35 protein-coding genes and 1 tRNA gene are annotated in these 22,963 nt (G+C 57.9%); 17 read left to right on the plus strand and 19 right to left on the minus strand.

Annotated elements, in window-relative coordinates; genetic code table 11:
• Nucleotides 1–32: 32 nt before the first annotated feature.
• From J3P93_RS17560 to J3P93_RS17590, 7 genes are all read right to left on the minus strand, one after another.
• A complete protein-coding gene (locus tag J3P93_RS17560) occupies nt 33–335 on the minus strand; it encodes a nuclease domain-containing protein (protein WP_434590129.1) in 303 nt (100 codons plus the stop codon).
• Nucleotides 326–535, minus strand: coding sequence for a hypothetical protein (locus J3P93_RS17565; protein WP_434590132.1), 210 nt, complete (start codon nt 533–535; stop codon nt 326–328). The genes J3P93_RS17560 and J3P93_RS17565 overlap by 10 nt, the downstream gene beginning before the upstream one ends.
• Nucleotides 528–1,223: a replication protein P gene (locus tag J3P93_RS17570; RefSeq protein ID WP_434590135.1), complete on the minus strand. Its 696-nt coding sequence runs from the start codon at nt 1,221–1,223 to the stop codon at nt 528–530. Before J3P93_RS17570 ends, J3P93_RS17565 begins: the two co-directional genes overlap by 8 nt.
• Nucleotides 1,220–1,963 carry a DnaT-like ssDNA-binding domain-containing protein gene (locus J3P93_RS17575; protein ID WP_434590138.1) on the minus strand — a complete coding sequence of 248 codons (744 nt, stop codon included), beginning with the start codon at nt 1,961–1,963 and terminating at the stop codon, nt 1,220–1,222. The genes J3P93_RS17570 and J3P93_RS17575 overlap by 4 nt, the downstream gene beginning before the upstream one ends.
• Nucleotides 1,963–2,664 carry a phage antirepressor KilAC domain-containing protein gene (locus J3P93_RS17580; RefSeq protein WP_434590141.1) on the minus strand — a complete coding sequence of 234 codons (702 nt, stop codon included), beginning with the start codon at nt 2,662–2,664 and terminating at the stop codon, nt 1,963–1,965. Before J3P93_RS17580 ends, J3P93_RS17575 begins: the two co-directional genes overlap by 1 nt.
• Before the next feature lie 68 nt (nt 2,665–2,732).
• Nucleotides 2,733–3,206 carry a phage regulatory CII family protein gene (locus J3P93_RS17585; RefSeq protein WP_434590144.1) on the minus strand — a complete coding sequence of 158 codons (474 nt, stop codon included), beginning with the start codon at nt 3,204–3,206 and terminating at the stop codon, nt 2,733–2,735.
• A gap of 17 nt (nt 3,207–3,223) precedes the next feature.
• The gene (locus J3P93_RS17590; protein ID WP_122881533.1) at nt 3,224–3,430 is read right to left on the minus strand and encodes a hypothetical protein; all 207 of its coding nucleotides are present in this window, start codon (nt 3,428–3,430) and stop codon (nt 3,224–3,226) included.
• A gap of 88 nt (nt 3,431–3,518) precedes the next feature.
• Here J3P93_RS17590 and J3P93_RS17595 point away from each other — a divergent pair, with 88 nt between their 5' ends.
• Nucleotides 3,519–4,346: a S24 family peptidase gene (locus J3P93_RS17595; RefSeq protein WP_434590148.1), complete on the plus strand. Its 828-nt coding sequence runs from the start codon at nt 3,519–3,521 to the stop codon at nt 4,344–4,346.
• Nucleotides 4,347–4,396: 50 nt separating this feature from the next.
• On the opposite strand, the gene J3P93_RS17600 is transcribed toward J3P93_RS17595, so the two are convergent.
• A complete protein-coding gene (locus J3P93_RS17600) occupies nt 4,397–4,705 on the minus strand; it encodes a DUF1654 domain-containing protein (RefSeq protein ID WP_434590151.1) in 309 nt (102 codons plus the stop codon).
• A gap of 424 nt (nt 4,706–5,129) precedes the next feature.
• On the opposite strand from J3P93_RS17600, the gene J3P93_RS17605 reads away from it, so the two are divergent.
• The 4 genes from J3P93_RS17605 (at nt 5,130) to J3P93_RS17620 (ending at nt 7,157) form a co-directional block, all read left to right on the plus strand.
• Nucleotides 5,130–5,567: a tellurite resistance TerB family protein gene (locus J3P93_RS17605; RefSeq protein WP_434590154.1), complete on the plus strand. Its 438-nt coding sequence runs from the start codon at nt 5,130–5,132 to the stop codon at nt 5,565–5,567.
• Nucleotides 5,568–6,132: 565 nt separating this feature from the next.
• Entirely contained in the window at nt 6,133–6,405 is a 273-nt protein-coding gene (locus tag J3P93_RS17610) for a hypothetical protein (protein WP_434590157.1), read from the plus strand.
• The gene (locus tag J3P93_RS17615) at nt 6,402–6,713 is read left to right on the plus strand and encodes a hypothetical protein (RefSeq protein WP_434590160.1); all 312 of its coding nucleotides are present in this window, start codon (nt 6,402–6,404) and stop codon (nt 6,711–6,713) included. The genes J3P93_RS17610 and J3P93_RS17615 overlap by 4 nt, the downstream gene beginning before the upstream one ends.
• A gap of 81 nt (nt 6,714–6,794) precedes the next feature.
• The gene (locus J3P93_RS17620) at nt 6,795–7,157 is read left to right on the plus strand and encodes a hypothetical protein (protein ID WP_434590163.1); all 363 of its coding nucleotides are present in this window, start codon (nt 6,795–6,797) and stop codon (nt 7,155–7,157) included.
• On the opposite strand, the gene J3P93_RS17625 is transcribed toward J3P93_RS17620, so the two are convergent.
• Entirely contained in the window at nt 7,144–7,410 is a 267-nt protein-coding gene (locus tag J3P93_RS17625; RefSeq protein WP_434590166.1) for a hypothetical protein, read from the minus strand. The two genes, J3P93_RS17620 and J3P93_RS17625, sit on opposite strands and share 14 nt — an antisense overlap.
• A gap of 106 nt (nt 7,411–7,516) precedes the next feature.
• On the opposite strand from J3P93_RS17625, the gene J3P93_RS17630 reads away from it, so the two are divergent.
• Both J3P93_RS17630 and J3P93_RS17635 read left to right on the plus strand, forming a co-directional pair.
• Complete coding sequence (locus tag J3P93_RS17630) at nt 7,517–7,918, plus strand: hypothetical protein (protein ID WP_434590169.1); 402 nt, start codon at nt 7,517–7,519, stop codon at nt 7,916–7,918.
• 64 nt (nt 7,919–7,982) lie between these two features.
• Nucleotides 7,983–8,933, plus strand: a complete 951-nt coding sequence (locus J3P93_RS17635; protein ID WP_434590172.1) for a phosphoadenosine phosphosulfate reductase family protein — start codon at nt 7,983–7,985, stop codon at nt 8,931–8,933.
• A 12-nt stretch (nt 8,934–8,945) separates the two neighbouring features.
• Here J3P93_RS17635 and J3P93_RS17640 read toward each other — a convergent pair whose 3' ends face one another.
• Entirely contained in the window at nt 8,946–9,656 is a 711-nt protein-coding gene (locus tag J3P93_RS17640; protein WP_434590175.1) for a hypothetical protein, read from the minus strand.
• A gap of 160 nt (nt 9,657–9,816) precedes the next feature.
• On the opposite strand from J3P93_RS17640, the gene J3P93_RS17645 reads away from it, so the two are divergent.
• From J3P93_RS17645 to J3P93_RS17690, 10 genes are all read left to right on the plus strand, one after another.
• Complete coding sequence (locus J3P93_RS17645; RefSeq protein ID WP_434590178.1) at nt 9,817–10,464, plus strand: DUF4406 domain-containing protein; 648 nt, start codon at nt 9,817–9,819, stop codon at nt 10,462–10,464.
• Nucleotides 10,461–11,126, plus strand: coding sequence for a hypothetical protein (locus J3P93_RS17650; protein WP_434590181.1), 666 nt, complete (start codon nt 10,461–10,463; stop codon nt 11,124–11,126). The genes J3P93_RS17645 and J3P93_RS17650 overlap by 4 nt, the downstream gene beginning before the upstream one ends.
• Entirely contained in the window at nt 11,123–11,302 is a 180-nt protein-coding gene (locus tag J3P93_RS17655) for a hypothetical protein (protein ID WP_434590184.1), read from the plus strand. Before J3P93_RS17650 ends, J3P93_RS17655 begins: the two co-directional genes overlap by 4 nt.
• Nucleotides 11,303–11,352: 50 nt before the next feature.
• Nucleotides 11,353–11,679, plus strand: a complete 327-nt coding sequence (locus J3P93_RS17660; RefSeq protein ID WP_434590187.1) for a hypothetical protein — start codon at nt 11,353–11,355, stop codon at nt 11,677–11,679.
• Nucleotides 11,676–12,116 (plus strand): hypothetical protein, encoded by a 441-nt coding sequence (locus J3P93_RS17665; RefSeq protein WP_434590190.1) that lies wholly within the window; start codon nt 11,676–11,678, stop codon nt 12,114–12,116. Before J3P93_RS17660 ends, J3P93_RS17665 begins: the two co-directional genes overlap by 4 nt.
• 73 nt (nt 12,117–12,189) lie before the next feature.
• Nucleotides 12,190–12,651, plus strand: a complete 462-nt coding sequence (locus tag J3P93_RS17670; protein WP_434590193.1) for a hypothetical protein — start codon at nt 12,190–12,192, stop codon at nt 12,649–12,651.
• A 49-nt stretch (nt 12,652–12,700) separates the two neighbouring features.
• Nucleotides 12,701–13,207 (plus strand): DNA N-6-adenine-methyltransferase, encoded by a 507-nt coding sequence (locus J3P93_RS17675; protein WP_434590196.1) that lies wholly within the window; start codon nt 12,701–12,703, stop codon nt 13,205–13,207.
• A gap of 67 nt (nt 13,208–13,274) precedes the next feature.
• A complete protein-coding gene (locus J3P93_RS17680) occupies nt 13,275–13,766 on the plus strand; it encodes a hypothetical protein (protein ID WP_434590199.1) in 492 nt (163 codons plus the stop codon).
• 42 nt (nt 13,767–13,808) lie between these two features.
• The gene (locus J3P93_RS17685; RefSeq protein WP_083368497.1) at nt 13,809–14,021 is read left to right on the plus strand and encodes a hypothetical protein; all 213 of its coding nucleotides are present in this window, start codon (nt 13,809–13,811) and stop codon (nt 14,019–14,021) included.
• Nucleotides 14,021–15,133 carry a tyrosine-type recombinase/integrase gene (locus J3P93_RS17690; protein ID WP_434598428.1) on the plus strand — a complete coding sequence of 371 codons (1,113 nt, stop codon included), beginning with the start codon at nt 14,021–14,023 and terminating at the stop codon, nt 15,131–15,133. The genes J3P93_RS17685 and J3P93_RS17690 overlap by 1 nt, the downstream gene beginning before the upstream one ends.
• 89 nt (nt 15,134–15,222) lie before the next feature.
• On the opposite strand, the gene J3P93_RS17695 is transcribed toward J3P93_RS17690, so the two are convergent.
• The 9 genes from J3P93_RS17695 to thrS form a co-directional block, all read right to left on the minus strand.
• Nucleotides 15,223–15,299 (minus strand) — tRNA-Pro (locus J3P93_RS17695).
• A 90-nt stretch (nt 15,300–15,389) separates the two neighbouring features.
• A complete protein-coding gene (locus tag J3P93_RS17700) occupies nt 15,390–15,746 on the minus strand; it encodes a MerR family transcriptional regulator (protein ID WP_003179985.1) in 357 nt (118 codons plus the stop codon).
• Complete coding sequence (gene ihfA / locus J3P93_RS17705; protein WP_002553164.1) at nt 15,727–16,029, minus strand: integration host factor subunit alpha; 303 nt, start codon at nt 16,027–16,029, stop codon at nt 15,727–15,729. The genes J3P93_RS17700 and ihfA overlap by 20 nt, the downstream gene beginning before the upstream one ends.
• A 3-nt stretch (nt 16,030–16,032) precedes the next feature.
• Nucleotides 16,033–18,411, minus strand: coding sequence for a phenylalanine--tRNA ligase subunit beta (gene pheT, locus J3P93_RS17710; protein ID WP_434590203.1), 2,379 nt, complete (start codon nt 18,409–18,411; stop codon nt 16,033–16,035).
• A gap of 26 nt (nt 18,412–18,437) precedes the next feature.
• On the minus strand, nt 18,438–19,454 hold the full coding sequence (pheS, locus tag J3P93_RS17715) for a phenylalanine--tRNA ligase subunit alpha (RefSeq protein WP_090282682.1): 1,017 nt from the start codon (nt 19,452–19,454) through the stop codon (nt 18,438–18,440).
• 109 nt (nt 19,455–19,563) lie between these two features.
• Nucleotides 19,564–19,920, minus strand: a complete 357-nt coding sequence (gene rplT, locus J3P93_RS17720; RefSeq protein WP_002553161.1) for a 50S ribosomal protein L20 — start codon at nt 19,918–19,920, stop codon at nt 19,564–19,566.
• Nucleotides 19,921–19,947: 27 nt separating this feature from the next.
• Complete coding sequence (rpmI, locus tag J3P93_RS17725; protein ID WP_002553160.1) at nt 19,948–20,142, minus strand: 50S ribosomal protein L35; 195 nt, start codon at nt 20,140–20,142, stop codon at nt 19,948–19,950.
• A 60-nt stretch (nt 20,143–20,202) separates the two neighbouring features.
• On the minus strand, nt 20,203–20,754 hold the full coding sequence (infC, locus tag J3P93_RS17730) for a translation initiation factor IF-3 (RefSeq protein ID WP_169432615.1): 552 nt from the start codon (nt 20,752–20,754) through the stop codon (nt 20,203–20,205).
• Nucleotides 20,754–22,676 carry a threonine--tRNA ligase gene (gene thrS, locus J3P93_RS17735; protein ID WP_203421522.1) on the minus strand — a complete coding sequence of 641 codons (1,923 nt, stop codon included), beginning with the start codon at nt 22,674–22,676 and terminating at the stop codon, nt 20,754–20,756. Before thrS ends, infC begins: the two co-directional genes overlap by 1 nt.
• Nucleotides 22,677–22,963: the final 287 nt, after the last annotated feature.

Consider the following 22,963-nt stretch of genomic DNA (forward strand, 5'->3'; position numbering starts at 1 on the left):
GATGTGGAGCAGATTGTTTTCCAGAAAGGCGATCATGCGGCCCCCTTCACGGTGAGAATTCCTGCCCTGATCAGGGCTTCGTGGGTTTCGGCGATCGCGCGCGGCACATCCTGCCAATCGATCTCGCCGGCGGCGCGGCCATCGATCACGTCATGGCAGGCGCTGCACGCGTACACCGCCACGGTGTCGAAGCCCTTCATCCCCATGCCCTTCTGCCCGCAAGGCAGATGCGCGAGCACGGTAGTTTCCGGGTTGTGGTTGCAGATGCCCGGCATCCGCAACGTGCAGTCTTGGCCGTTCGCCGAGGCGCGGAGTTTCTTCGAGCTCACTCGCATGCCGGACTCCCTGTGATGACATCGACGACTTCGTAGGTTCCTGGCCACATCCAAGCGCCGTAGCGCTTCGCCATGGCCGAATCGGCGAACAAAGCCAGCGCGTGATCAGGTGGCGAGCTCAAATCGACCTTGAACGAGCAGCAGAACACCGCCCAGCGGTACGTCTCAATCTCAGGTACGGCAAGACGGCGATCAGGCATGACGAGCACCACTCGAACGCATGGCACGCAGTTCAGCGAGCGCTCTGTTACCGATCTCAGGAGTCCGGCGCCCTTCAACTCGCTCTGGCAGAGCCAAGGGCATTTTCTGCAACGGCAGCCCCTCGATGAGGCGGCGAACGGTGATGGTGTAATTGCGCTCGAATAGCTTTAGGCTGAGCGATTCTTCAAGCTTGTTCAGGCTTTCAAAACCGCACTCTTTCGCCGTATGCCAGACCGCGTCGTGACTCCACCGCGCACGGCCAGCCATGCAGGGATGGGCGTTGCGGCATGCTTCCCTATGTGCGGCGGCCAGCGTTGGCAGGCCAAGCATCTCGGCAGTCGGTGTGCACCAAGCGATGAACACGCCAGGAGCGGGGATAAAATCCCGGCCGGACTGGCGAGCGCCCATCAGACCGAACTGCAACTGATCAAGGCTGCGTAATCCCGCCTCCAGAAAGGCCTGCAGCCACTCTTTTTTTGCCGATTTGTAGGCCGCCATGTCAGGCCACGCCTGCTTCCAGGCTGGGAAGATCGCCCGCAACTGGCGGAACAAACCGTTGATAACAATGGCCGTTTCACGATTGAGTTCTGCCTGAATCTCTTGTGGCAGCTGATGCTCCTTCGCGATGTACTGCCCCGACTGAACCTTCGCCCAGAGACCGGTAGTTACGACTGCAACGCTCTTCATTGTGCCGCCCCCTGCTCAATCCAGTCAGTGGCATCATCATCAAAGTCCTGAGGTGCTTGGCGTGGTGCGAATGGCTTGACGTTGGAAGACCTATTCAGGTCGTTGCGCACCCACTTGACCAGCATGCTGACCCACTCGGCCTCGGTGTTGACTTGGCCTTTCGGCTCGTAGTGGCCAGTGAAGGCGTTCAAGACCTGGTCGGTGAAGAGATCCAGCGACACGCCCTGATGCAGCGCGTAGGTCTTGAGGATCTTCGGATCTGGCGTCCAGTTCAGGGTCATTTCGCTAGGCATGCGAGGGTCGACCGACTCACGCGCAGAGAGAGGTTCTTTATTCTTCTCTACATCTTCTTTAGGTAACGCACCGCTAACGCTGGCAGCGTTACCTTTTGCGTTACTGGCTTTGTGGTTTGCAACGCGCTTTGCCGTAAGAAGCCTGTTTTTAGCGGTCTTGCCGTTATGCCGGTCAAAATGCGGGAGACTGATTACGCCATCAGCCTCGATCATCCAGTCAACGAGCTTCATGAATTCGCAGAAATCGTTAACGCCCACCAAACGATCAAGTAACTTTTTGCTAACGCTAGGAGCGTTACCGTTTTCTGTCTGCTGATCAAACCAACCCCAGACGCGCATCAGTTTCCCGACTACCGCGTCAGGGTCGATATTGGCGAAATCAGCGATCTGGCAAACCTCGGGTTTGTCCAGGGTGGTAAGTTCGAATTTGATCCAGTCGCCGGCCATTACGCGGCCTCCTGCAGAAGTTCAGCAAGGCGCGTGAGGCCTTTGGGGGTGACCATTGGGTCGAACGCGGCTCGCTCAATGCCGGTTTCAGGGTCTGGCTTGAGCGCAGTCACTTTGTGAGTCATGTGTCCGGAGGTAATACGGGGTTGATAGGCAACCCAGCGCTTGCAGCCATGCCGCCGGAATATCCAGCGGTGCTGTTCCATCCAAGAGAAAAGCCGGGCCGGTGCAAGGCCAAGTTGCTTGGCCGCGTCGGTGATGCAGATCGCCCCACCAGCAGCTGCTAGTCGAGTGATCGCAGCAACCTTTGGTGCTTGTTTTTCAATAATGCGCTGAAGCTCCCCGTTCTTGTCAGCCAGATCGGCGGCGAGCCGCAACGCTTCCGGTAGGCTTTGGGGAATTGCGACGTGTCGCGACACGTTTTCGAGTTCAGTCAAACGTGTCACGACACGATGACGAAGCGGAATGCTGTAGCCGGTCAGCAGGGTCTCCGTAAGCACGCGATCAAGGTGAAATTCAGCGGTGTAATCCCGCCCGTCCTTGACCTCATGGAGATGGCGCAGATCTGCGCCATCATCGGCCAGCGCTTTGCGCATCACCCGGATGTCACGAATGACATCCTTGTGCTGCTTGCCAGTAAGATCAGCAATCTCCCGGCTGGACATGCTGACCGTATTGCTTGGAGCGACGATCGTGTTCATAATGGTCCCTCAAGTTTTATTGCTGTTGAAAGAACCGCCCTGCCAGGCGGTTTTTTTATGCCTGCAATTCAGGCGGACTTGATTGAAGCCTTGAACTGAGCAAGTGCTTCCTCTGCGTCAGCGATCTCTTTCATGATCCGAGCGCGCTCGACTTGATCGATCCGGCCGTCAGCCATGGCCGCATGTGTTTCAACTGTCAGCTCTGCAAACTCCAGCGTGGCGCGACCAAGCGCCTTGTGGACGTCGATTGCCGCCGGCTGTGCAGTCTTCGAAATCGCGTAGCCAAATTCCCCAGCAAGCGCAGCCAGAGGTCGCATGTCGCCGGTGTGGAGCAGCAATGCGTAGAGATGCTTCACGTTGAACCAAGCGCCGTCGTATTCGGCGTTGCTCCGCTGAAGCAGACTGATCGAAGGCATACCCATAAGCGTCGCCAAGCTTTTGGTTTCGGCCTCTTGAACCGCAATGTGGCAAGCCTTCAGAAAGTCCTGCATCCGTAAAACCTCGAATTTGTTTATGTGGCTGCGTGCCATCAGTCGTTGCAAAATGTTTCTCGTCGGGATTAAGCGGACTGCTTGACCGGCTGAGACGGTTCGTCTTCAAGCTTCGCGATCAACGCTCCACCAGATTCCTTCTCGAGAACGCACTGCATCGGGTAGGAGAAACCACCCGCTGTACGGCACTGCGATACCCGGCTACCGGTTACGCGTAGCGCTTCGCCAATCGCGCGGCCGGTGCGGTAATGCTTCAGGGCTTCGTCGTAGGTCATGGATTGACTCCTGTGTCTTCGGCGAGTTTAGAGTTCTTAACACTACAAGGCAAGTTATCTAAACAATGAAATGTTTAGAATCCTAAATATGGAATTTAAAGACCGACTCGCGGCGCGAATGAGGGAGCTCAACCTCAACGCTACCGACCTCAGCAAACAGACCGGCGTCTCTAAGGCGACCGTCAGCTTTTGGGTGAGTGGAACAAATGGTGCGAAGGGCAAAAATTTGCTTGCCCTCGCCAGGGTGCTTGAGTGCTCCCCAGACTGGCTTTCAGATGGCACCGGTTCGCCTGGTGCCAGTACTGATGGGCAGCAGTCCGTGAGCGCTTCGACTACGGATCTGGTCGCGCAAATGCTCGCCTCTAACGCCGGTAAAAAGCTTTCGGCGAAGGCGCGGGAAACAATGCTGGCGGCGGCAGAAGAAGCAGATCACGCCGTAGAAACGAACTCATCCTACTTGCCTGCGAACTATTCCAGCCTCAAACCCAAGCAAGAAGAGATCCTGATTCCGCAATATGACGTTCGCGGCGCAATGGGTCATGGCCAAGTGCCGACTGAGTACAATGAGGCAGTCCGCAATCTTGTCGTGAGGGAGGAAATCCTTCGTGAAAAGGGCGTTACGTACACGTCGACGACAGCTCTAGCCATGGTCACTGGTTGGGGGCAATCGATGGAGGGAACCATCAATGACAAGGACTTGGTAGTTGTAGATCGGGGAATAAAGGAGTTCGTCGGCGAGGGAATCTATCTACTGACCTGGCACCAAGAGCTGTACATCAAGCGGGTCATGCGCCTGGATGAGGACCATTACCGGCTGATCTCTGATAACCAGCACTATGAGAACCAGACGGCACGCATTGACGACGTGGTGATTCACGCGAAGGTCTTGCTCGTTTGGAATGCCCGCAAGGTCTGATTGCCCGTCGACCGCTTGAAAGAAGCCCGCATATGCGGGCTTTTTGCTGCTCAGAACGGCGCTGGCTCATCCATCAGCGTGAGCTCTTCACGCTCCTGAACTTGTGGATCGTCTTCGGACGAAGCCTCCCAGCGCAGCGTTACCGACCCATCGTCGTTGAACGTCATTTCGATACCGTCGGTTTCGGATATCAGCGACATCACCTCATCCCATTCCATGTCGCCATCGCTGTCCAATTTGTGGATCGTTACCCACCGCTGCTCTTGGGCAATTGGGTGATTGATCATTGCTGAGACGCGCAAACCAAGGCGCTCTAAACCACTCACTACGTGTTTGACTGCAGGCTTCGACTTGGACATTGGCGCTCTCCTATTGCTGTATGGATGTACAGTTTTTCAGCAGCATACCTCAGCAAATTCCACCACGTAAGTGCTGGCAAAACGATCTCGACGAACAGCTCGCTCGCCCCATCAGTTAAGTTTTCTAAAATAAAAGTTGACGATTTCTGTTTAGTTTTCTAAATTGAAGTCACCGCCGGATAACCACCGGCCACGACAAGGCAGCGATGAATCGGCCTAAACGATTCAGAGGGATGGCAACTGTCCCAGGGTGCGCAGCGTAAAGCCCCGAATCAGTTATCCGGCGGACGGTGTCGCGGTCGGAAGAAAAATCAATTTGGCCTGATGACGGCCGCCAGCAGCGGGTCATCAGGTGGCCAACATCACTTCTGCACCTTGGCGACAGGGTGCAGCGGGATGTAACCCAACCCCAGAGGAATCACCCATGTTCGGTATCGGTAAAAAGCTGTTCGGCGCCAAGCGCGCAGTCAAGAAACTGGAAAATCGTGACCTGATGCAAGCCATCGTCGGCGGCTGCCTACTGGTTGCGGCATCGGATGGCGAGATCAGCAAAAACGAAGCGGCGCAGATCGACATCCAGATCCGCGCAAACAAGGCCCTTGAGCACTTCGGCTCCGAAATCACCAGCACCGTCAACCTGTTCACCGAACAGTTGCAGGCGGGTTTCCGTCTCGGTCGCATGAACATCCTGCGCGAGATTCGCGACATCAAAAACAACCCGGCGGACGCCGAAGAAGTCTTCGTGAACATGCTCACGGTGGCCGAAGGCGACGGCAACATCAGCGCCGAAGAGATGAAGGTGCTCGCCGAGATCGGCAATGAGCTCGGCCTGCGCCTGAAAGACTTCGGTATCGAAGCGTGAGCAAGCGGCTGCGCCAGGCCTTGATCATCCTTGGGGTGCTCTTGGTCGCAGGGCTTCTCATCAGCAGCATCTTCAAGCGCGGCGTCTGCTCCTACTACGGCTACCAAACCGATCGCGAAACCAAGTACGCACCATTCGTAGGCTGCATGGTGAAAGCGTCCGGTAACTGGGTGCTGCGTAGCGAGATGAGAGCCATCCAATAGGCATCACTTCTGCCCATTCACTGAGTGGGCAGCGGGATGCGGACGCCAACCCAGCAGACGCTGGACACCTGCATCAGGCGCTCGGTGTCAGGAACCGACGGCGCGGGGTGCGTCGATAAATCAGCCTCTTCGATTTACCCGGAACGGAGGATTGGCAGCCATGTAAACGATGATCAAAGCCCTCCAGCAGGAGGCAGTTTCACTCTTCGCGTAGGGAGGTCTACTCGAAGACAAAGCCCGGGGCGACTCGGGCTTTTTTACGCCCGCCTTTATCCGTCAGCACTCTCCCCTGCGCCCAACGGCAACCAGCAGGCGGCACAGAGTGCTGACGTATACACGCAACCCACACTGAGGCATCAGCCATGCACCCATCATTTCAAGAGCGCATCGACGAACTCGGTGTGCTGCTCCAGAAAACCCACGCCGCGCGGCTCGAGTTCTTCAAGCGCGTTGACCTGGTCATGCCACCAAAGAAGGTCCGCTTCCAAGTGTCCGGCGAGAGCGGCGGGATGTATCGGGTCATCGACCTGAGCAGCGGCAAGACTCGCGCCTTCCGTGAAACCTTCAAGGCCGCGTACGACATCGCAATGCAGTTCGAAGAGAAGGCCAACCGGCCGGTGGGAGGTGTCCAATGATCGGCCAGCCAATGCCTGATCCGCGCGACGCGATCACCGCCAACCTGAACCGCGCGCTCGAAGATTTCTTCGGCGCCGGCAAACACATCAAGCAGATCCCCGCCGGCGTCAGCGCCAATGCGCCAGTGCTCGGTACCACGCCTCACGCCAAGAAGCTGCGGGCCCTGCGTGACAAAGACGCGCCGAAGGTGAAAGCCATGGCCGAAGCCGGCAAGACCGCGTCCATGGCCGCAACCGCGCTCGACATGCGCATCAGCCGCGTGAAGCTGATCGCCCAGGAGAACGGATTCACGTTCGCCGAAAAATGAAGCGCATCAGCAGACAGGTGCAGCAGCGCCGCAAACAGACCTGGCTGGACTTGCCGGCCAGCGGAATTCAAGAGGTAGGCCATGGCCGAGGAAAAGGAACTGACGGAGGAAGCCAAGAAGCAGCGCAGGAAGCGCGAGAAGGCAGCAGCAAAGGACGCTGCATTGGGCGTCGAGAAGTTTACGGTTGAAGTGGCCGGCGTGTTCAAGGCAGACCTCAAGCGGGTCATGGCAGCGCACGGCATCAACAACCAGCAGGAGGTTTACCAGCTGCTGCTGATGAACCTGATCGCCGCTGACTTCGATGCCCAAGCCAAGATGCTGCGTTGTGTCACGACACCTTTTATTGTTACTGAAAAGGTGTCGCGACTGATTGAGGCGGCAGGCATCAAGTCGCTGGCCGACGATCCGCCAGAGCCTGACGACGAGGTAGTTACCCCTCTTTAGCGCCCTTCCCTAGCACGATATCTAGCCAGGATTTTGCCCAGTCTTGAGCAGCCGCCAAGGCTTCCTCTCGTGTTTTCCAAGGACCGCGCAAACGATGGAATCTCGTCTCTTCCGTATCCTCCGGAAGAACCCCGTCGATATCGACCTGGGCCACATGATCCGCGCCATTTTCTAAAAGATAAGTGAACCTGACCGGGATATTTCGATAGCGAAAGGCGTTGGTGGGACCGTCTTGACCATATGGTTCGAACATCTGCTACCTCCTTGAGCCGGCCCCATGCCGGTCACCCGTAATACCCCACCCCAAACCAAATTGCCACCACCGGTCACGGAGGGCGGCGCCTGACTGGAGATAATCCATGGACCACAACTGCGAATACGTGAGGCAGCACTATCAGGTGCCCGCCGAAGTCGGCCGTCGCGTCATCGCCTACGGGAAGCCCGGCGTCATCCTGGCAGACCGCGGCCATTACATCGGCGTGGTGCTGGACGAAGACCCGAAGAAGCGCATCGGCAATTACCACCCCACCCACGAAATGCAGTACGGCGAAATGGCCGAGACGTTGCCTCTGAAAGAGTGGCTGGTCCTGCCATTCAAGCATGACTGGGATGATCTCGACTGGAGCCGCGAGGCCCGCGAAGATTTGGTCAGAGTCTGGGCCGCTACTCGAAGCCAGGCCAAGTACAAGGCCTACGAGCGGCTTCAGGATTACTGCCACAGCATCAAGGCGATGCTTCACTTCAAAGTCCGGCGCGCCTGACCGGCCACGGGCCGAACACAAATACCCCACTTATACGAATCACGCCAGCCGGCGAGGATCCCCTATGCCTATTCACAACATCGTCAGCATGAGCGGCGGTAAGGACAGCACAGCTACGCTGCTGGTCGCCCGAGAGCTGGAGGCGCCGAACCTCAGCGCAGTGGTAGCTGACACCGGGCATGAGCATCCGGAAACGTACGACTACCTCCACTACCTGGCCGAAGCCACTGGTGTTCCCATCCGGTGGGTGAAGGCAGACTTCTCCAGGCAGATCGCCGGCAAGCGCAAATTCATCGAAACGAAATGGCGCGAAAAAGGTGTGGCGGAATCCGTGGTGCTTGGAGCTCTGGAAGTCCTGCACCCAACCGGCAACCCATTCCTGGACCTGTGCCTGTGGAAAGGCCGATTTCCCAGCACCAAAGCCCGCTTCTGCACCGACGAGCTGAAGCGCAACCCAATCATCGAGCAGGTATACCTGCCACTCATGGACGGCGAGAACATGCTGCTGTCCTGGCAGGGTGTTCGGGCCGATGAATCGCCGGCCCGCAAGTACCTACCAGAGTGCGATGAGGTTGGAGGCGGTCTGTTCAACTACCGGCCCATCTTGAAGTGGACGGTTGATTCGGTCTTCGAGGCTCACCGCGCCGCCGGCATAAAGCCGAACCCGCTGTACTTGCAGGGCTGCAACCGCGTTGGGTGCATGCCATGCATCATGTGCGCGAAGGACGAACTGCGGCAGATTGCGGCCAGGTGGCCAGAGGAAGTTGACCGAGTGCGGGAGTGGGAGCGACTGGTGAGCATCGCCAGTAAGCGCGGCGCAGCCACATTCTTCGCCACCGTTACCGACCCCACCGTCCGATCGGATGACAAGGTCAGCGCCGTCACGCACGGCATTGACCGAATCGTCGACTGGAGCAACACCGCCCGCGGCGGCCGCCAGTTCGACATGGTCGACCTGATCGCTCGCACCGACAGTCAAAACAGTTGTTCATCCGCGTACGGTCTTTGCGAGTAATCGACTGCCTGCTCACCTATTCTGAGGGGGCATTTCTTTAACGCTCTCCGCTGGATGGGCGCCACTTTGATCTGGCTGAGGATCGATAATTTTTAGAAGACGGGGGCCTACAATTGCGAGAATTTCTTTGGTGCTTTCGAACTCCGAAACTGAAAGCTCTATTGATAAACTAATGAGGTTTTTGCTGTTGTTGATGGCTTTGTCTTTCTCTTTCATTGCGGGCTCAGCGGCTTTAATTCTATCTGCCAGCGATCCATTATCGAGTTCTACAATCTTTAGCGCTGCATCAGACATCGCCTCAGCTTGCCGCTGCTGATTCGCCAACAGAATGTCAATGAGCTTGAACTGATTAGCCAGATAATTTTGAACCAGGGCTCTTTCTGACTCCTCTCTAGTAAGGTGCAACTGCTGATCTTGGCGCTGAAGGGATTCCATCTGCTGCTGACTCAAATTGATGAATTCCTGCTTTTGAGTCTCCAATAACTCCCTCTGCAAGTACACCGTTTTAAGTACGGCTGCCAGCGTTAGAAAGGAGATCATCGGCCCTAATACGCCTCCCATATAACTGCCGAACGCCGACCAATCACCGGACACCGTTGAAAAGCCGCCTCCGAATTGGAGGCGGTACGCAAAAAAAGCGGCGTACACGGTTGCCAGAGCTACCAAAGTCAACAGAAACCAAAAGCTGAAAATTACCCTACTTAGTCTTTTCGTGTAGTCCATCACTGCCTCCCTTTTGGCGCGGATGATACCGGCAACGAACCTATATGCCCATCGCCTAAACAAGCGCGTTCGCCAGCGTTCGACGGCGCAGATTTCCGCTCCTCCCCACCACCCCCCACCACCCTCCACCGCCCGGGCATGCCCCGGCATAGGACGCCCCATGCCCACAGAAAACATTATCGATTGCCCGGCCCTGCACAAGCGCAGCAAAAGCTACCCGTTCGGCGACCGCGTGCCGCGCACGGTGAAGATGTTCACGACCGCCGTGGCTGATCCGATGCCGGGAATTGGGTCCGCACTCTTGCGGGGTGATGGCCCGATCTGCCCTGAAGGTGAAATCTTTCCCGTATGGACCAACAGCCACGGCGCGGTGGCGGCTGTGCTGCCAGATGGCAGGCGCCTTGGCCTTCGCCCGGCAGAGTTCGAGGTCGACACCTGGCACGAACTATCGCCGGCGCCAGCGGGGTCAGGGGTAACGCTTCACGCCGACCGCGCCAACCGCCTGTACCTGGCCGGCCCGATGACTGGCTTCGAAGACTTCAATTTCCCCGCCTTCAACAAGATGGCCGCCGAGCTGCGCGCCCGTGGCTACGTCGTCGAGAATCCGGCAGAACACGGCGTCGTCGACGGTGCCGACTGGGCCGACTACATGGCCTACGACCTGACCCGCCTCGGTCTCTGCGGGCAAGTGGCGGTGCTGCCCGGCTGGGAGAACTCGAAAGGCGCCCGGCTCGAAGTGCACATTGCCCGCGAGCTCGGCATGAAGGTTGTGAATGCCCATGATCTGGTATCGATGGAGATTGCATGATGCGCAACATACAAACGCGTGAAGGGTATGAGTTCTGGGACAAAATCTGCGCAGTCCAAAGCTATGCATTCCTGCTGTCGCCCGACGGGCGCCGCGTCGTGAAGACGCCTGATATCGGCGACTGGATCGACAAGCATGAAGCGCAGGTGATCGTTGATCATGCTCAGGAAGAGTTCAACGTGATGAAAGCAGAGCGTGACGCCCTGCAGCAGCGCCTGAACGCAGCGGATCAGCGGATTGATGAGCTGGAACAAGACAAGGCCCGGCTGGACGCGCTGGATTCTAATTGCTGGGACGTCCGCTTCAACAGCAGCCCGAACGGCGACGCCGGCGACAGCAGCTTCAACATCGAGGTCGTCGGCCACTGGATGGATAAGCCGTTCGAGCGCGTCATCGGCGAGAACTACAACGAGGACCTTCGCGCTGCCATCGATCAAGCGATGAAGGCACCAGCTTATCCGCCTGCTCGCCCTGAATATCCTGAGCCGGAATCCGGCATGGATGATGACTGGCATATGAACCCATGCAAGCAAGGTCACCGCGATGTCGGCGCGGCCGGCGGTGTGGCGGCGTGCAACCAGTGCGACGAGAAGATCGAAGCTGCCACCACGCAAGAAGCCTTCGAGCGCTGGAACGCGAGCCACCCGGTACCGCAGGAATGAAGCGCTTCATCCGCCGCAAGTTCGAAGCCTGGCTGATCCTGCTGGCCGCGAAGATCCTCGAAGGCCGGAACGTCCACCGCTGCAAGGTTGTTTCTCGCCGTGACAACAATGACATGCAGTACATGGCGGAAAAGCTCGAAGACATCGCCGAACGCATCAGCACCAAATACCAGTAACCCCTCCCCCTTCAAAGTCAGCCGCTATAGCGGCAAGGACGAGCTCGCCCATGGAAACGATAAAACTGATTCAGCCGGCACCCGTCGTGCGAGACGAAGACGGCATGTTCCAACACCCCGACTTGCCTGATTTTGATGAGGGCGACGGCGAGAAATGCAAAGCCTGGATCGCCGATCAAGGCCTGCAAGTGAAGATGGTCGAGCTCGAGTACCACAGCGACCAAGCGATATCCGACCGCTACTTCGACGCAGGCGATTCGGATTGCAGCTACTGGGATCCGGATAAACCCGACGGCGAAGGCTGGTTCTGCCTGTCGATACACGACACCGACAACGGCCCGGTCTGCTGGTGGGCACGCCGTGAGGTGACGCCATGAGCCGCAGCGGATACAGCGACGATTGCGGCGGATGGGACCTGATCCGCTGGCGTGGCGCCGTGAAGGCGGCGCTGAGCGGGAAGCGCGGCCAGGCGTTTCTGATCGAACTGCGGGACGCAATGGATGCGATGCCGGACAAGCGACTGGTCACAGACACGCTCGAGTCCGACGGCCAGTTCTGCACTCTCGGCGTGCTCGGTGCCAAGCGCGGTCTCGACATGGCGGGCGTCGACTCGCATTGCCGAGAAAGCGTTTCGCATGCCTTCGGAATCGCCGAGGCCATGGCTGCGGAGATTGTTTTCGAGAACGACGAACGCGACGGTGAGTATGAGCTGCAAGCCGACGGCCGCTACAAGTTCATTCGCGAAACACCGGAGCGGCGCTGGCAGCGAATGCGCAAATGGGTCGACTCCCACATCAAGGAAGCGCAGCCATGATCATCAAGTGCTTACTCGGCCGCACCCTCTTCTTCTGGCTTCCATTGGTACTGACCATAAAGGCGGTGATCGGATGAAAGTAACCGACTCAGAAATCCTGCGCGCCATCTGGCGAGCCCAGGTAAAACGAACCGCGAAGGGCGTTATCGTCAATTATATCGGTGGCGGCAAAGGGCTAACCGGTGATCGCGATATCGACCGCCATCATGCGCAGTACCTGAGCATGATCAGCCGCGGTGGCCTTGGAATCGAACTGAGCAAAGGGCAGCTTGCGAGACGCATCAAGTCCTTGGTGGGCACGGGATGCCTGCAATGGAATGGTCGGCCGGGGAACGCTTACGAGTTCAAAGCCCCGGCAGCCACCGAGATGTTCCACTTCGCGCGTAACTGGTGGGCAGATCGCGGCGTGCCGGCCGGGTTCGACCGAGAACAAAATCGCATGCGCACGATCAGGCTCAGCGATTACGAGGTATTGGTCGGCCAGCTCGAGGAAGAGCTGATGCGGTTATTCGGCGATCGAGAGGTGACGCCATGATCGCCCTCGCCTGGTTCGCCTACGTGTATTGCTACAAGGGGCCGCGGTGATGAGCGGAATGATCGGCGCCCGCGCAGCGCAGCCCAAACACAAGAGCGTCGAGTGGTACACGCCAGCGTGGATCTTCGAGCGGCTCGGCCTGCAGTTTGAACTCGACCCCTCCAGCCCGCACGACTATGTGACGGCTGTACCTGCAAAAACGAAATACACGATCTTCGATGACGGTCTCTCGAAAGAATGGGCCGGCCGCGTCTGGATGAATCCCCCATACGGCCCCGACACCGGCTTCTGGATGCGGCGCCTGATCGCTCACGGCGACGGTATTGCTCTGGTGTTCAGCCGAACGGACGCCGAATGGTTCCAGGAAGCAATGGCCACCGCCTCGGCAACCCTGCTGATCAGAGGTCGGATCGCATTCGTGCCGGGACACGAAAACAGCCACAAGAAAGGCCGTTCTGGTGCTGGCAGCGCCATGTTTGCTTTCGGCGATGAATGTGCGATCGCGCTTCAAAGTTTGGCTGATCTCGGCATTCTGGTACCGCGCATCGCCGCCTGAGACGTTCCCGATGCAACCCCTCCCCCAACTCAACAGCCTGCCGGTGTACGGCGGGCGGAGCTATGTCATGACCGCATTGATTCGATTTCACGAAGCAGCAAGCGAAGCGCTCGAGAAGATCGCCCGGCGCCTCCCGGCCGATGCAAAAATTTGCTTGGTCATTCACACCCCAGAAAAGCCCGAGTCGGACATCGTGCTCAAAGATCCTTCTGCCTCTCTCGACGAGGTCGTTTCAACCCTGCGTCGACGCGGCCTGAGCATCGACGGGGACAACGCCTACAAGCGCGACCTGCTGGACTGCGTCGTCGGCGCCTTGGCACAAGGAGCACAGAACAGGAATCCGCCGCCGACCGGACACTGGGCCCAGCGCTTCTGGGATATCGGCCGTGAGGAGCGCGGACTGCACGAAGAAATGACCGCCGCGCTCGTTGAGGCGCGCCAAGTACTCGCCGTGGCACTCAAGGCCGGAGCGCCCGACTGGTTCGACACAGACGAAAAGGTGGCGCAGCACGCCACTGTGCAGCGGATCGACGCAGTCTTGGCCAAGGCCAGCGCATAACCATCACCACCTTCTGCCGCCACGCGCGGCATGGAGCATCACATGAAAAAAGAGCTGATCAAGATCAGTGAATTCCAGCGCCGGCGCTGGGGTGAGAACGGAACACCACCTTGCCCCCAGGCGATCCGCAACTACATCCGCAACGGTCAGGTGCCCGGCGAGCAAATCGGCAAACTCTGGTACGTTGACTGGACAGCCTTCAGCCGGTCGGATGGCAATGACTTGGTCGCGATGGTATTGAAAGGAGCTGCATGATGGTCCCACGGCCGCGCAACAAGGCGAACAAGAGCCTCCCGCAGAACTTGTACTTCGATCCGCGGCGCTCGACCTATCGCTACCGCCGGCCCACCGACGGTAAATGGTTCCAGTTCGGCGGCGACCGGATCAAAGCGATCGATGCCGCTAAGCAATTGAATCTGGAGTTCATGCGCGGCGCTGACCTGGTCGGCGCCGTCATGGGCAGTACATCGGAATCGTTCGCCGGCTTCCTGGACGCATACGAACGCGACGTGCTGCCGCCGAGGGAGCTGGCAAAAGGAACCTTGGGCCTTTACGCCGTTCACTTCCGCCGCTTCCGGAAACAGTTCGAAGGCAAAGCCGTCGATCAGATCACGATCCGCATGCTGGCGGAGATGCTAGACGCCCTCACCCCGCGCACTGCCAACCAATGCCGCGCGCTGCTGATCGACATCTTCAACCACGCAGCGGCCAAGGGCCTGTGCCCGGATAACCCGGCCGCCAGCACCATCAACCGAATCGAGAAAAAGCAACGCAAGCGACACACCGTCGAGGGGCTGAAGGCCATCCGGGAGAAGTCACCGTTCTGGCTGCAGAATGCAATCGACCTCGCGCTCATTACTGCGCAGCGCCGGACGGACATCCTGAATATGCGTTTCGACGGTGTTCGGGAAGGTTTTTTGTATGTGGTTCAGCAGAAGACGGCCAAGGCCAGCGACGCGGCGTGGATCCGGTTCAAAGTGACCGAAGAACTTCAAGCGGTCATCAGCCGTTGCCGGGATGACATCGTCTCACCGTACCTGATCCACCGACGGCCCGATCGCAAAAAGCAGAAGCAGGCGCAGACGAAAGACCACTGGACTCAGGTCGAAGAACGATATTTGACGCGAGCCTTCAAGGAGGCCCGGGAAGCGGCGGGTTGTTACAAGGGATGGAAGGAAGAGGAGATGCCGGGCTTCCATGAAGTGCGAGCGCTGTCGCTGCACCTGTATCAGAAAGCCGGGAAGGACGGTCAGAAGATCGCCGGCCACGCCAGCGAGACCATGACGAAGAACTACCAGAAGGACCATGCCGAGATCGTCTGGTCAGAGGCAATTCCTGATCTGAATATCAGCGAAATCACCGGGTAGTTTTGCGCAAGTTTTGCGCGGGTTTTGCGCAGGCACAAAAAAGCCGATCCATCTGATCGGCTTAAGTGTCTGATTCTAACCAGGAATAATGGTCGGGACGGAGTGATTCGAACACTCGACCCCTAGCACCCCATGCTAGTGCGCTACCGGACTGCGCTACGCCCCGACTGATGTTGTATCTCGTTCTTCACCTCGAAGAACACTCAAGAATATAGCGCAAGCGTTTGAAAACTGGAAGTATTCAAACGCTGCTTTTTTATTTCTTGAGTACTACCAGTACGTCTTCCAGCTCGGCAATCATCTGCCGGATCATCTGCTTGTACTGGGTTGTGTCGTCTTTGGCTTCGTCGCCGGACAGACGCAGGCGTGCGCCGCCGATGGTGAAACCCTGATCGTAAAGGAGCGCGCGGATCTGCCGGATCATCAGCACGTCCTGGCGCTGATAATACCGGCGGTTTCCGCGGCGTTTGACGGGGTTGAGCTGAGGAAACTCCTGCTCCCAGTAGCGCAGCACGTGTGGCTTTACGGCACACAGCTCGCTGACTTCACCAATGGTGAAGTAGCGTTTGCCCGGGATGACGGGTAGTTCGTCGTTATGACTTGGTTCCAGCATAAGCCTCAACTCGGGCCTTCAACTTCTGCCCTGGACGAAAGGTGACCACACGGCGAGCCGTGATCGGGATTTCTTCCCCCGTTTTCGGGTTGCGGCCAGGCCGCTGGCGTTTGTCCCGAAGGTCGAAATTGCCGAAACCGGACAATTTGACCTGCTCGTTGTCTTCAAGAGCGTGCCTGATTTCCTCGAAAAACAGTTCTACCAATTCCTTGGCTTCCCGCTTGTTCAGGCCCAGCTCTTCATACAGACGTTCCGCCATCTCAGCTTTCGTCAAAGCCCCCATACGTCACTTCCTTAACGTGGCGTTCAACCTTTGTTCGAGCGAGGTGAGGATATTTTGCGTCGTCGAATTCACCTCATCGTCATTAAGAGTGCGCGATGGATGCTGCCAGGTCAAGCCAACGGCGAGGCTTTTTCTATCAGGATCAATGCCTTTACCCTGATACACGTCAAACAGCCTGAGATCTGTGAGCCATTCGCCTGCATTTTCACGGATTACGTCCAGTACAGCCGAGGCGGCGACGTCTTTATGTGCGATCAGTGCAAGGTCACGGCGCACTTCAGGAAAGCGCGACAACTCGTGGAATTTCGGCATTTTACCGAGTGCCACTTCAGCCAGAACCAGCTCGAAAACGAAGACCGGACGATCCAGGCCTAGCGCTTTCGACAATTCTGGGTGAATCGCACCGATGAAACCGACCTCACGGCCTTCACGTTCGATGCGCGCGGTTTGGCCCGGGTGCAGCGCCGGGTGTTTGCCCGGAGCAAAGGTGAACGAGTCCAGCGCACCGGCGAAGCCCAGCACCGCTTCCACGTCAGCCTTGACGTCGAAGAAATCCACGGTATCGCGACCCTGTGCCCAGCCTTCCGGCAGGCGGCTGCCACAAACGACACCCGACAACATCGGCTCTTGCTTCAGACCGTCGAGTTGACCAACGAAACGCAGACCGCTTTCGAACAGGCGCACGCGATCCTGTTGACGATTGAGGTTGTGCTGCAGCGCTTTGACCAGGCCCGGCCACAGCGACGAACGCATGGCGGCCATGTCATTGGAAATCGGATTGGCCAGCAACAAAGGCTCAACGCCCGGATTGAACAGTTCGAACTGACGCGGATCGATGAAGCTGTACGTGATCGCTTCCTGATAGCCACGAGCAACCAGCAGACGACGCAGCTCCGGCAGATCGCTACGCGCTTCTGCCTTGGCTTGCGGTGCCAGACGTGCTTGCGGGTAACGAACCGGCAGACGGTTGTAGCCGTAAAGACGGGCCAGCTCTTCGATCAGATCGACTTCCAGGCTGATATCGAAGCGATGGCTTGGCACTTCAACGCGCCACTGCCCTGCCCCATCGGCGGTAATCTTCAGACCCAGCCCGCTGAGCAGGCTTTCGACCTGAGCCGAATCCATTTCCATGCCGAGCATTTGCGCGATGCGCTGGGAACGCAGGGTGATCGGAGCGATCGACGGCAGGTGCTGCTCGCTGACGGTCTCGATGATCGGGCCGGCTTCGCCACCGGTAATGTCCAGCAGCAGGCCAGTGGCGCGCTCCATGGCTTCACGGGCCAGTTGCCAGTCAACGCCACGCTCGTAGCGGTGCGAGGCGTCGGTGTGCAGGCCGTAGGAACGAGCTTTGCCTGCAACAGCGATCTGGTCGAAGAAAGCACTTTCCAGAAAAACGTCGCGTGTAGTAGAGGAAACACCGCTGTGCTCACCGCCCATCACACCGGCAATAGCCAGCGCACGGCTATGGTCAGCGATCACCAGCGTATCGCTACGCAGGCTGACTTCCTGACCGTCGAGCAGCACCAGCTTCTCACCCTCTACCGCCATGCGCACGCGGATACCGCCATTGATTTCGGCGAGATCGAATGCGTGCAGCGGCTGACCCAGCTCAAGCATCACGTAGTTGGTGATGTCGACGGCAGCGTCGATGCTGCGCACGTCGGCGCGACGCAGGCGCTCAACCATCCACAGCGGTGTCGGCTTGGACAGGTCGACGTTACGGATCACACGACCCAGATAACGCGGGCATGCGGCGGGCGCCAGTACTTCGACCGAGCGGACTTCGTTATGTGTGGCAGGAACGGCGGCTACTACCGGACGCGTTACCGGCGCGGCGTACAGCGCACCGACCTCACGGGCCAGACCGGCCAGCGACAGGCAGTCGCCACGGTTCGGGGTCAGGTCGACCTCGATGCTCACGTCTTCCAGGTCCAGGTAAACCCGGAAATCTTCGCCCACCGGCGCATCGGCCGGCAGCTCCATCAGACCGTCGTTGCCTTCGCCAATCTGCAGCTCGGCTTGCGAGCACAGCATGCCGTTGGACTCGACGCCGCGCAGCTTGGCTTTCTTGATCTTGAAATCACCCGGCAGCTCGGCGCCAATCATGGCGAACGGAATCTTCAGGCCCGGACGCACGTTCGGCGCACCGCATACGACCTGGAAGGTTTCCGCGCCATTGCTGACCTGGCACACACGCAATTTGTCGGCGTCAGGGTGCTGCTCGGTGCTCAGCACCTCACCGACCACCACACCGCTGAATACACCGGCGGCCGGGGTCACGCTGTCGACCTCCAGACCGGCCATCGACAGACGGGCAACCAGCTCGTCGCGATCTACCTGCGGGCTAACCCAGCCACGCAGCCATTGTTCACTGAATTTCATCCTGCTCTCCTAAGAATTCGTTACGACTAGCGAAATTGCGCGAGGAACCGCAAGTCGTTGTCGAAGAACAGACGCAAGTCGTTCACGCCGTAACGGAGCATGGCCAGACGCTCGACGCCCATGCCGAAAGCAAAGCCGGAGAACTCTTCCGGATCGATGCCGGACATGCGCAGCACGTTCGGGTGAACCATGCCGCAGCCCATCACTTCCAGCCAGCCGGTCTGCTTGCAGACGCGGCAGCCTTTACCGCTGCACATCACGCATTCCATGTCGACTTCAGCGGATGGCTCGGTGAACGGGAAGTACGAAGGACGGAAACGTACGGCCAGCTCTTTCTCGAAGAACACCCGCAGGAATTCTTCGATGGTGCCTTTGAGATCGGCAAAATTGATGTCGCGATCGACCAGCAGGCCTTCGACCTGGTGGAACATCGGCGAGTGGGTGATATCAGAGTCGCTGCGATACACACGGCCCGGGCAGACGATGCGGATTGGCGGCTGCTTCGATTCCATGGTGCGGACCTGTACCGGCGAGGTATGGGTGCGCAGCAGCATGTTGGCATTGAAATAGAAGGTGTCATGCATCGACCGGGCCGGGTGGTGGCCTGGGATGTTGAGCGCTTCGAAGTTGTGATAGTCGTCTTCGACCTCGGGGCCTTCGGCGATGCCGTAGCCGATACGGGTGAAGAACTGCTCGACACGCTCCAGCGTGCGAGTCACCGGATGCAGACCACCGGAGGTCTGGCCACGCCCCGGCAATGTCACGTCGATGGATTCGGCGGACAGTTTGGCAGCCAGTTCGGCTTCTTCAAACAGAGCCATGCGCGCATTGAGAACGCCTGTAACACGCTCCTTGGCAACGTTGATCAGGGCGCCGACTTGCGGACGCTCTTCTGCCGGCAGATTCCCCAGGGTCTTCATCACCTGAGTCAATTCGCCCTTTTTGCCAAGGTATTGAACCCGGATTTGCTCCAGGGCATTGATATCTTCAGCGCTTTGCACAGCCTCTAGTGCTTGAGCGACCAGCGCATCCAGGTTTTCCATGTACAGACTCCAGATACAAAATAGGGGAAGAGCTTGAAGGCTCTTCCCCTATTTATGACGTTTAACACCTGACCCCACAAAGGTGAGGCCGGGTGACTGTCGGGGGTACTTAAGCCAAGGTGGCTTTAGCTTTCTCGACAATCGCAGCAAACGCCGCTTTTTCGTTCACTGCCAGATCAGCCAGAACCTTACGGTCGATCTCGATGGACGCTTTTTTCAGGCCAGCGATGAAACGGCTGTAGGACAGACCGTTAACACGAGCACCAGCGTTGATACGAGCGATCCACAGAGCGCGGAACTGACGTTTTTTCTGACGACGGTCACGGTAGGCGTACTGGCCTGCCTTGATTACCGCTTGCTTGGCAACACGGAATACGCGGGAGCGTGCGCCGTAGTAGCCTTTAGCAAGTTTCAGAATTTTTTTGTGACGCTTACGGGCAATGACGCCACGCTTTACACGAGCCATGAGTTACTTCCTCTATTCTTGACTAAATTAACGAAGGCGCAGCATGCGCTCGACTTTTGCCACGTCAGACGGATGCAGCAAGCTGCTACCGCGCAGTTGACGCTTACGCTTGGTCGACATTTTAGTCAGGATGTGGCTCTTGAAAGCGTGCTTGTGCTTGATGCCGTTAGCAGTTTTCAGAAACCGCTTGGCAGCACCACTTTTGGTTTTCATTTTTGGCATGTTCGGATACTCCGCATTCAGTTGATAAACATAATCAGAAGGCCTGCCGTGCCCTGTTGATTACTTCTTCTTTTTCGGGGCGATGACCATGATCAGCTGGCGTCCTTCCATCTTAGGATGCTGTTCGACCGAACCGTACTCGAGCAGGTCTTGTTCAACCCGCTTGAGGAGTTCCATCCCCAGCTCCTGGTGGGCCATCTCACGGCCGCGGAATCGCAAGGATACCTTGGCCCTGTCCCCGTCACTCAGGAAACGTACCAGGTTGCGCAGTTTTACCTGGTAATCCCCTTCCTCCGTCCCTGGACGAAACTTGATTTCTTTAACCTGAATCTGCTTCTGGTTCTTCTTCGCCGCGGCAATCTGCTTCTTCTTTTCGAAGATCGATTTGCCGTAGTCCATCACCCGGCAAACCGGCGGGACTGCGTCTGCGGAGATTTCCACCAGATCAAGCTTTGCTTCTTCAGCGATACGAAGCGCTTCATCAATCGAGACGATGCCAATCTGCTCGCCATCAGCGCCAATTAACCGAACCTCGCGTGCCGAGATATTCTCGTTGATCGGGGCTTTCGGTGCAGCTCGTTTATCTTGTCTCATTTCACGCTTAATAATAATTACTCCGAATCTGGGCGACCACGCCGGGAAACCGCTTGCGCGAGAAACTCAGCGAACCGGGCGACGGGCATCGAGCCCAGGTCAGCACCTTCACGAGTACGCACAGCGACAGTCTGCATCTCGACTTCCTTATCTCCGATAACCAAAAGATAGGGAACCTTGAGCAAAGTATGCTCGCGGATTTTAAAGCCGATCTTTTCATTTCTCAAGTCGGACTTGGCACGAAATCCGCTTTCGTTGAGAGTTTTTTCAACCTCTGCAACAAAATCTGCCTGTTTATCAGTGATATTCATGATCACCGCCTGCGTTGGCGCCAGCCAGGCAGGGAACGCACCTTCGTAGTGCTCGATCAGAATCCCGACGAAACGCTCGAAGGAACCGAGGATCGCGCGGTGCAGCATCACCGGGTGTTTGCGGCTGTTGTCTTCGGAGACGTATTCAGCGCCCAAACGGACAGGCAGGTTAAAATCGAGCTGCAAGGTACCACATTGCCAGACGCGACCGAGGCAATCTTTTAGCGAGAACTCGATCTTCGGACCGTAGAACGCGCCCTCGCCCGGCTGCAGATCGTACGGCAGGCCCGCAGAATCGAGGGCTGCAGCCAGTGCGGCTTCAGCGCGATCCCACAGCTCGTCGGAACCGACGCGTTTTTCCGGACGAGTGGACAGCTTCATCTCGACGTCGGTGAAGCCGAAGTCGCGATAAACGTCCATGGTCAGTTTGATGAACGCGGCGGACTCAGCCTGCATCTGCTCTTCGGTGCAGAAAATGTGGGCGTCATCCTGAGTGAACGCACGCACACGCATGATGCCGTGCAGCGCACCCGATGGCTCGTTGCGGTGGCAGGCACCGAATTCGGCCAGACGCATCGGCAGTTCGCGGTAGCTCTTCAGACCCTGATTGAAAACCTGCACGTGGCACGGGCAGTTCATCGGCTTGATTGCGTAGTCGCGGCTTTCCGACTCGGTGGTGAACATGTTGTCGGCGTAGTTGGCCCAGTGTCCGGATTTCTCCCACAGGCTGCGGTCAACGACTTGCGGCGTTTTGATCTCAAGGTAGCCGTTGTCGCGCTGTACCTTGCGCATGTACTGCTCAAGTACCTGATACAAAGTCCAGCCGTTCGGATGCCAGAAGACCATGCCGGGCGCTTCTTCCTGGGTGTGGAACAGGCCCAGACGCTTGCCGATCTTGCGGTGATCACGCTTTTCGGCTTCTTCGATGCGCTGAATGTAAGCCGCCAGTTGCTTCTTGTCGGCCCAGGCAGTGCCGTAAACGCGCTGCAATTGCTCGTTCTTGGCGTCGCCGCGCCAATAGGCACCGGACAGCTTGGTCAGCTTGAAGGATTTCAGGAAACGCGTGTTCGGCACGTGCGGACCGCGGCACATGTCGACGTATTCTTCGTGATAGTACAGGCCCATGGCCTGCTCATTCGGCATGTCCTCGACCAGGCGCAGCTTGTAGTCTTCGCCGCGGGCCTTGAACACTTCGATCACTTCGGCGCGCGGAGTGACTTTCTTGATCACGTCGTAATCTTTCTCGATCAGCTGCTGCATGCGCTGTTCGATGGCGGCCATGTCGTCCGGAGTAAAAGGACGCTCGAAGGCGATGTCGTAATAGAAGCCTTCGTCGATGACCGGCCCGATGACCATTTTTGCGGTCGGGTACAGCTGCTTGACCGCATGGCCAACCAGGTGCGCGCAAGAGTGGCGAATGATCTCCAGCCCCTCTTCATCCTTTGGCGTGATGATTTGCAGGGTCGCGTCGCTGCTGATGAGGTCGCTGGCGTCGACCAGTTGCCCATTGACCTTGCCGGCCAGGGTCGCCTTGGCCAGACCGGCACCAATGGATGCGGCGACCTCGGCTACGGAAACCGGGTGATCGAATGAACGTTGACTGCCGTCGGGAAGAGTAATAGTTGGCATGGCGCCTCCTCTCCTAGTGGTGACCCCTACCAAAGGTCACGTGGGTTGGGATGAGCCAGTACAAGATCCGGTCCAGGCCATTCAATGACGAACGCCTGCCTTACAGCGGCAGGAGCCTTGCGGCCAACCGGAAAACCGAACCAGAGTGACTGGGATTCAAATCAGAATATTCGCACGCTGACCGCGGCCGGGACTGAAGGTCGTCGGCGCCTGAAAACGCATGAGACCGGCATCCTAGCACAGATGAGCGGTCGCTTACGTGCTGATTTGGCAGAAGGCAAACCGTC

This window comes from Pseudomonas sp. R3-57 (assembly GCF_051132065.1).
GTDB lineage: Bacteria > Pseudomonadota > Gammaproteobacteria > Pseudomonadales > Pseudomonadaceae > Aquipseudomonas.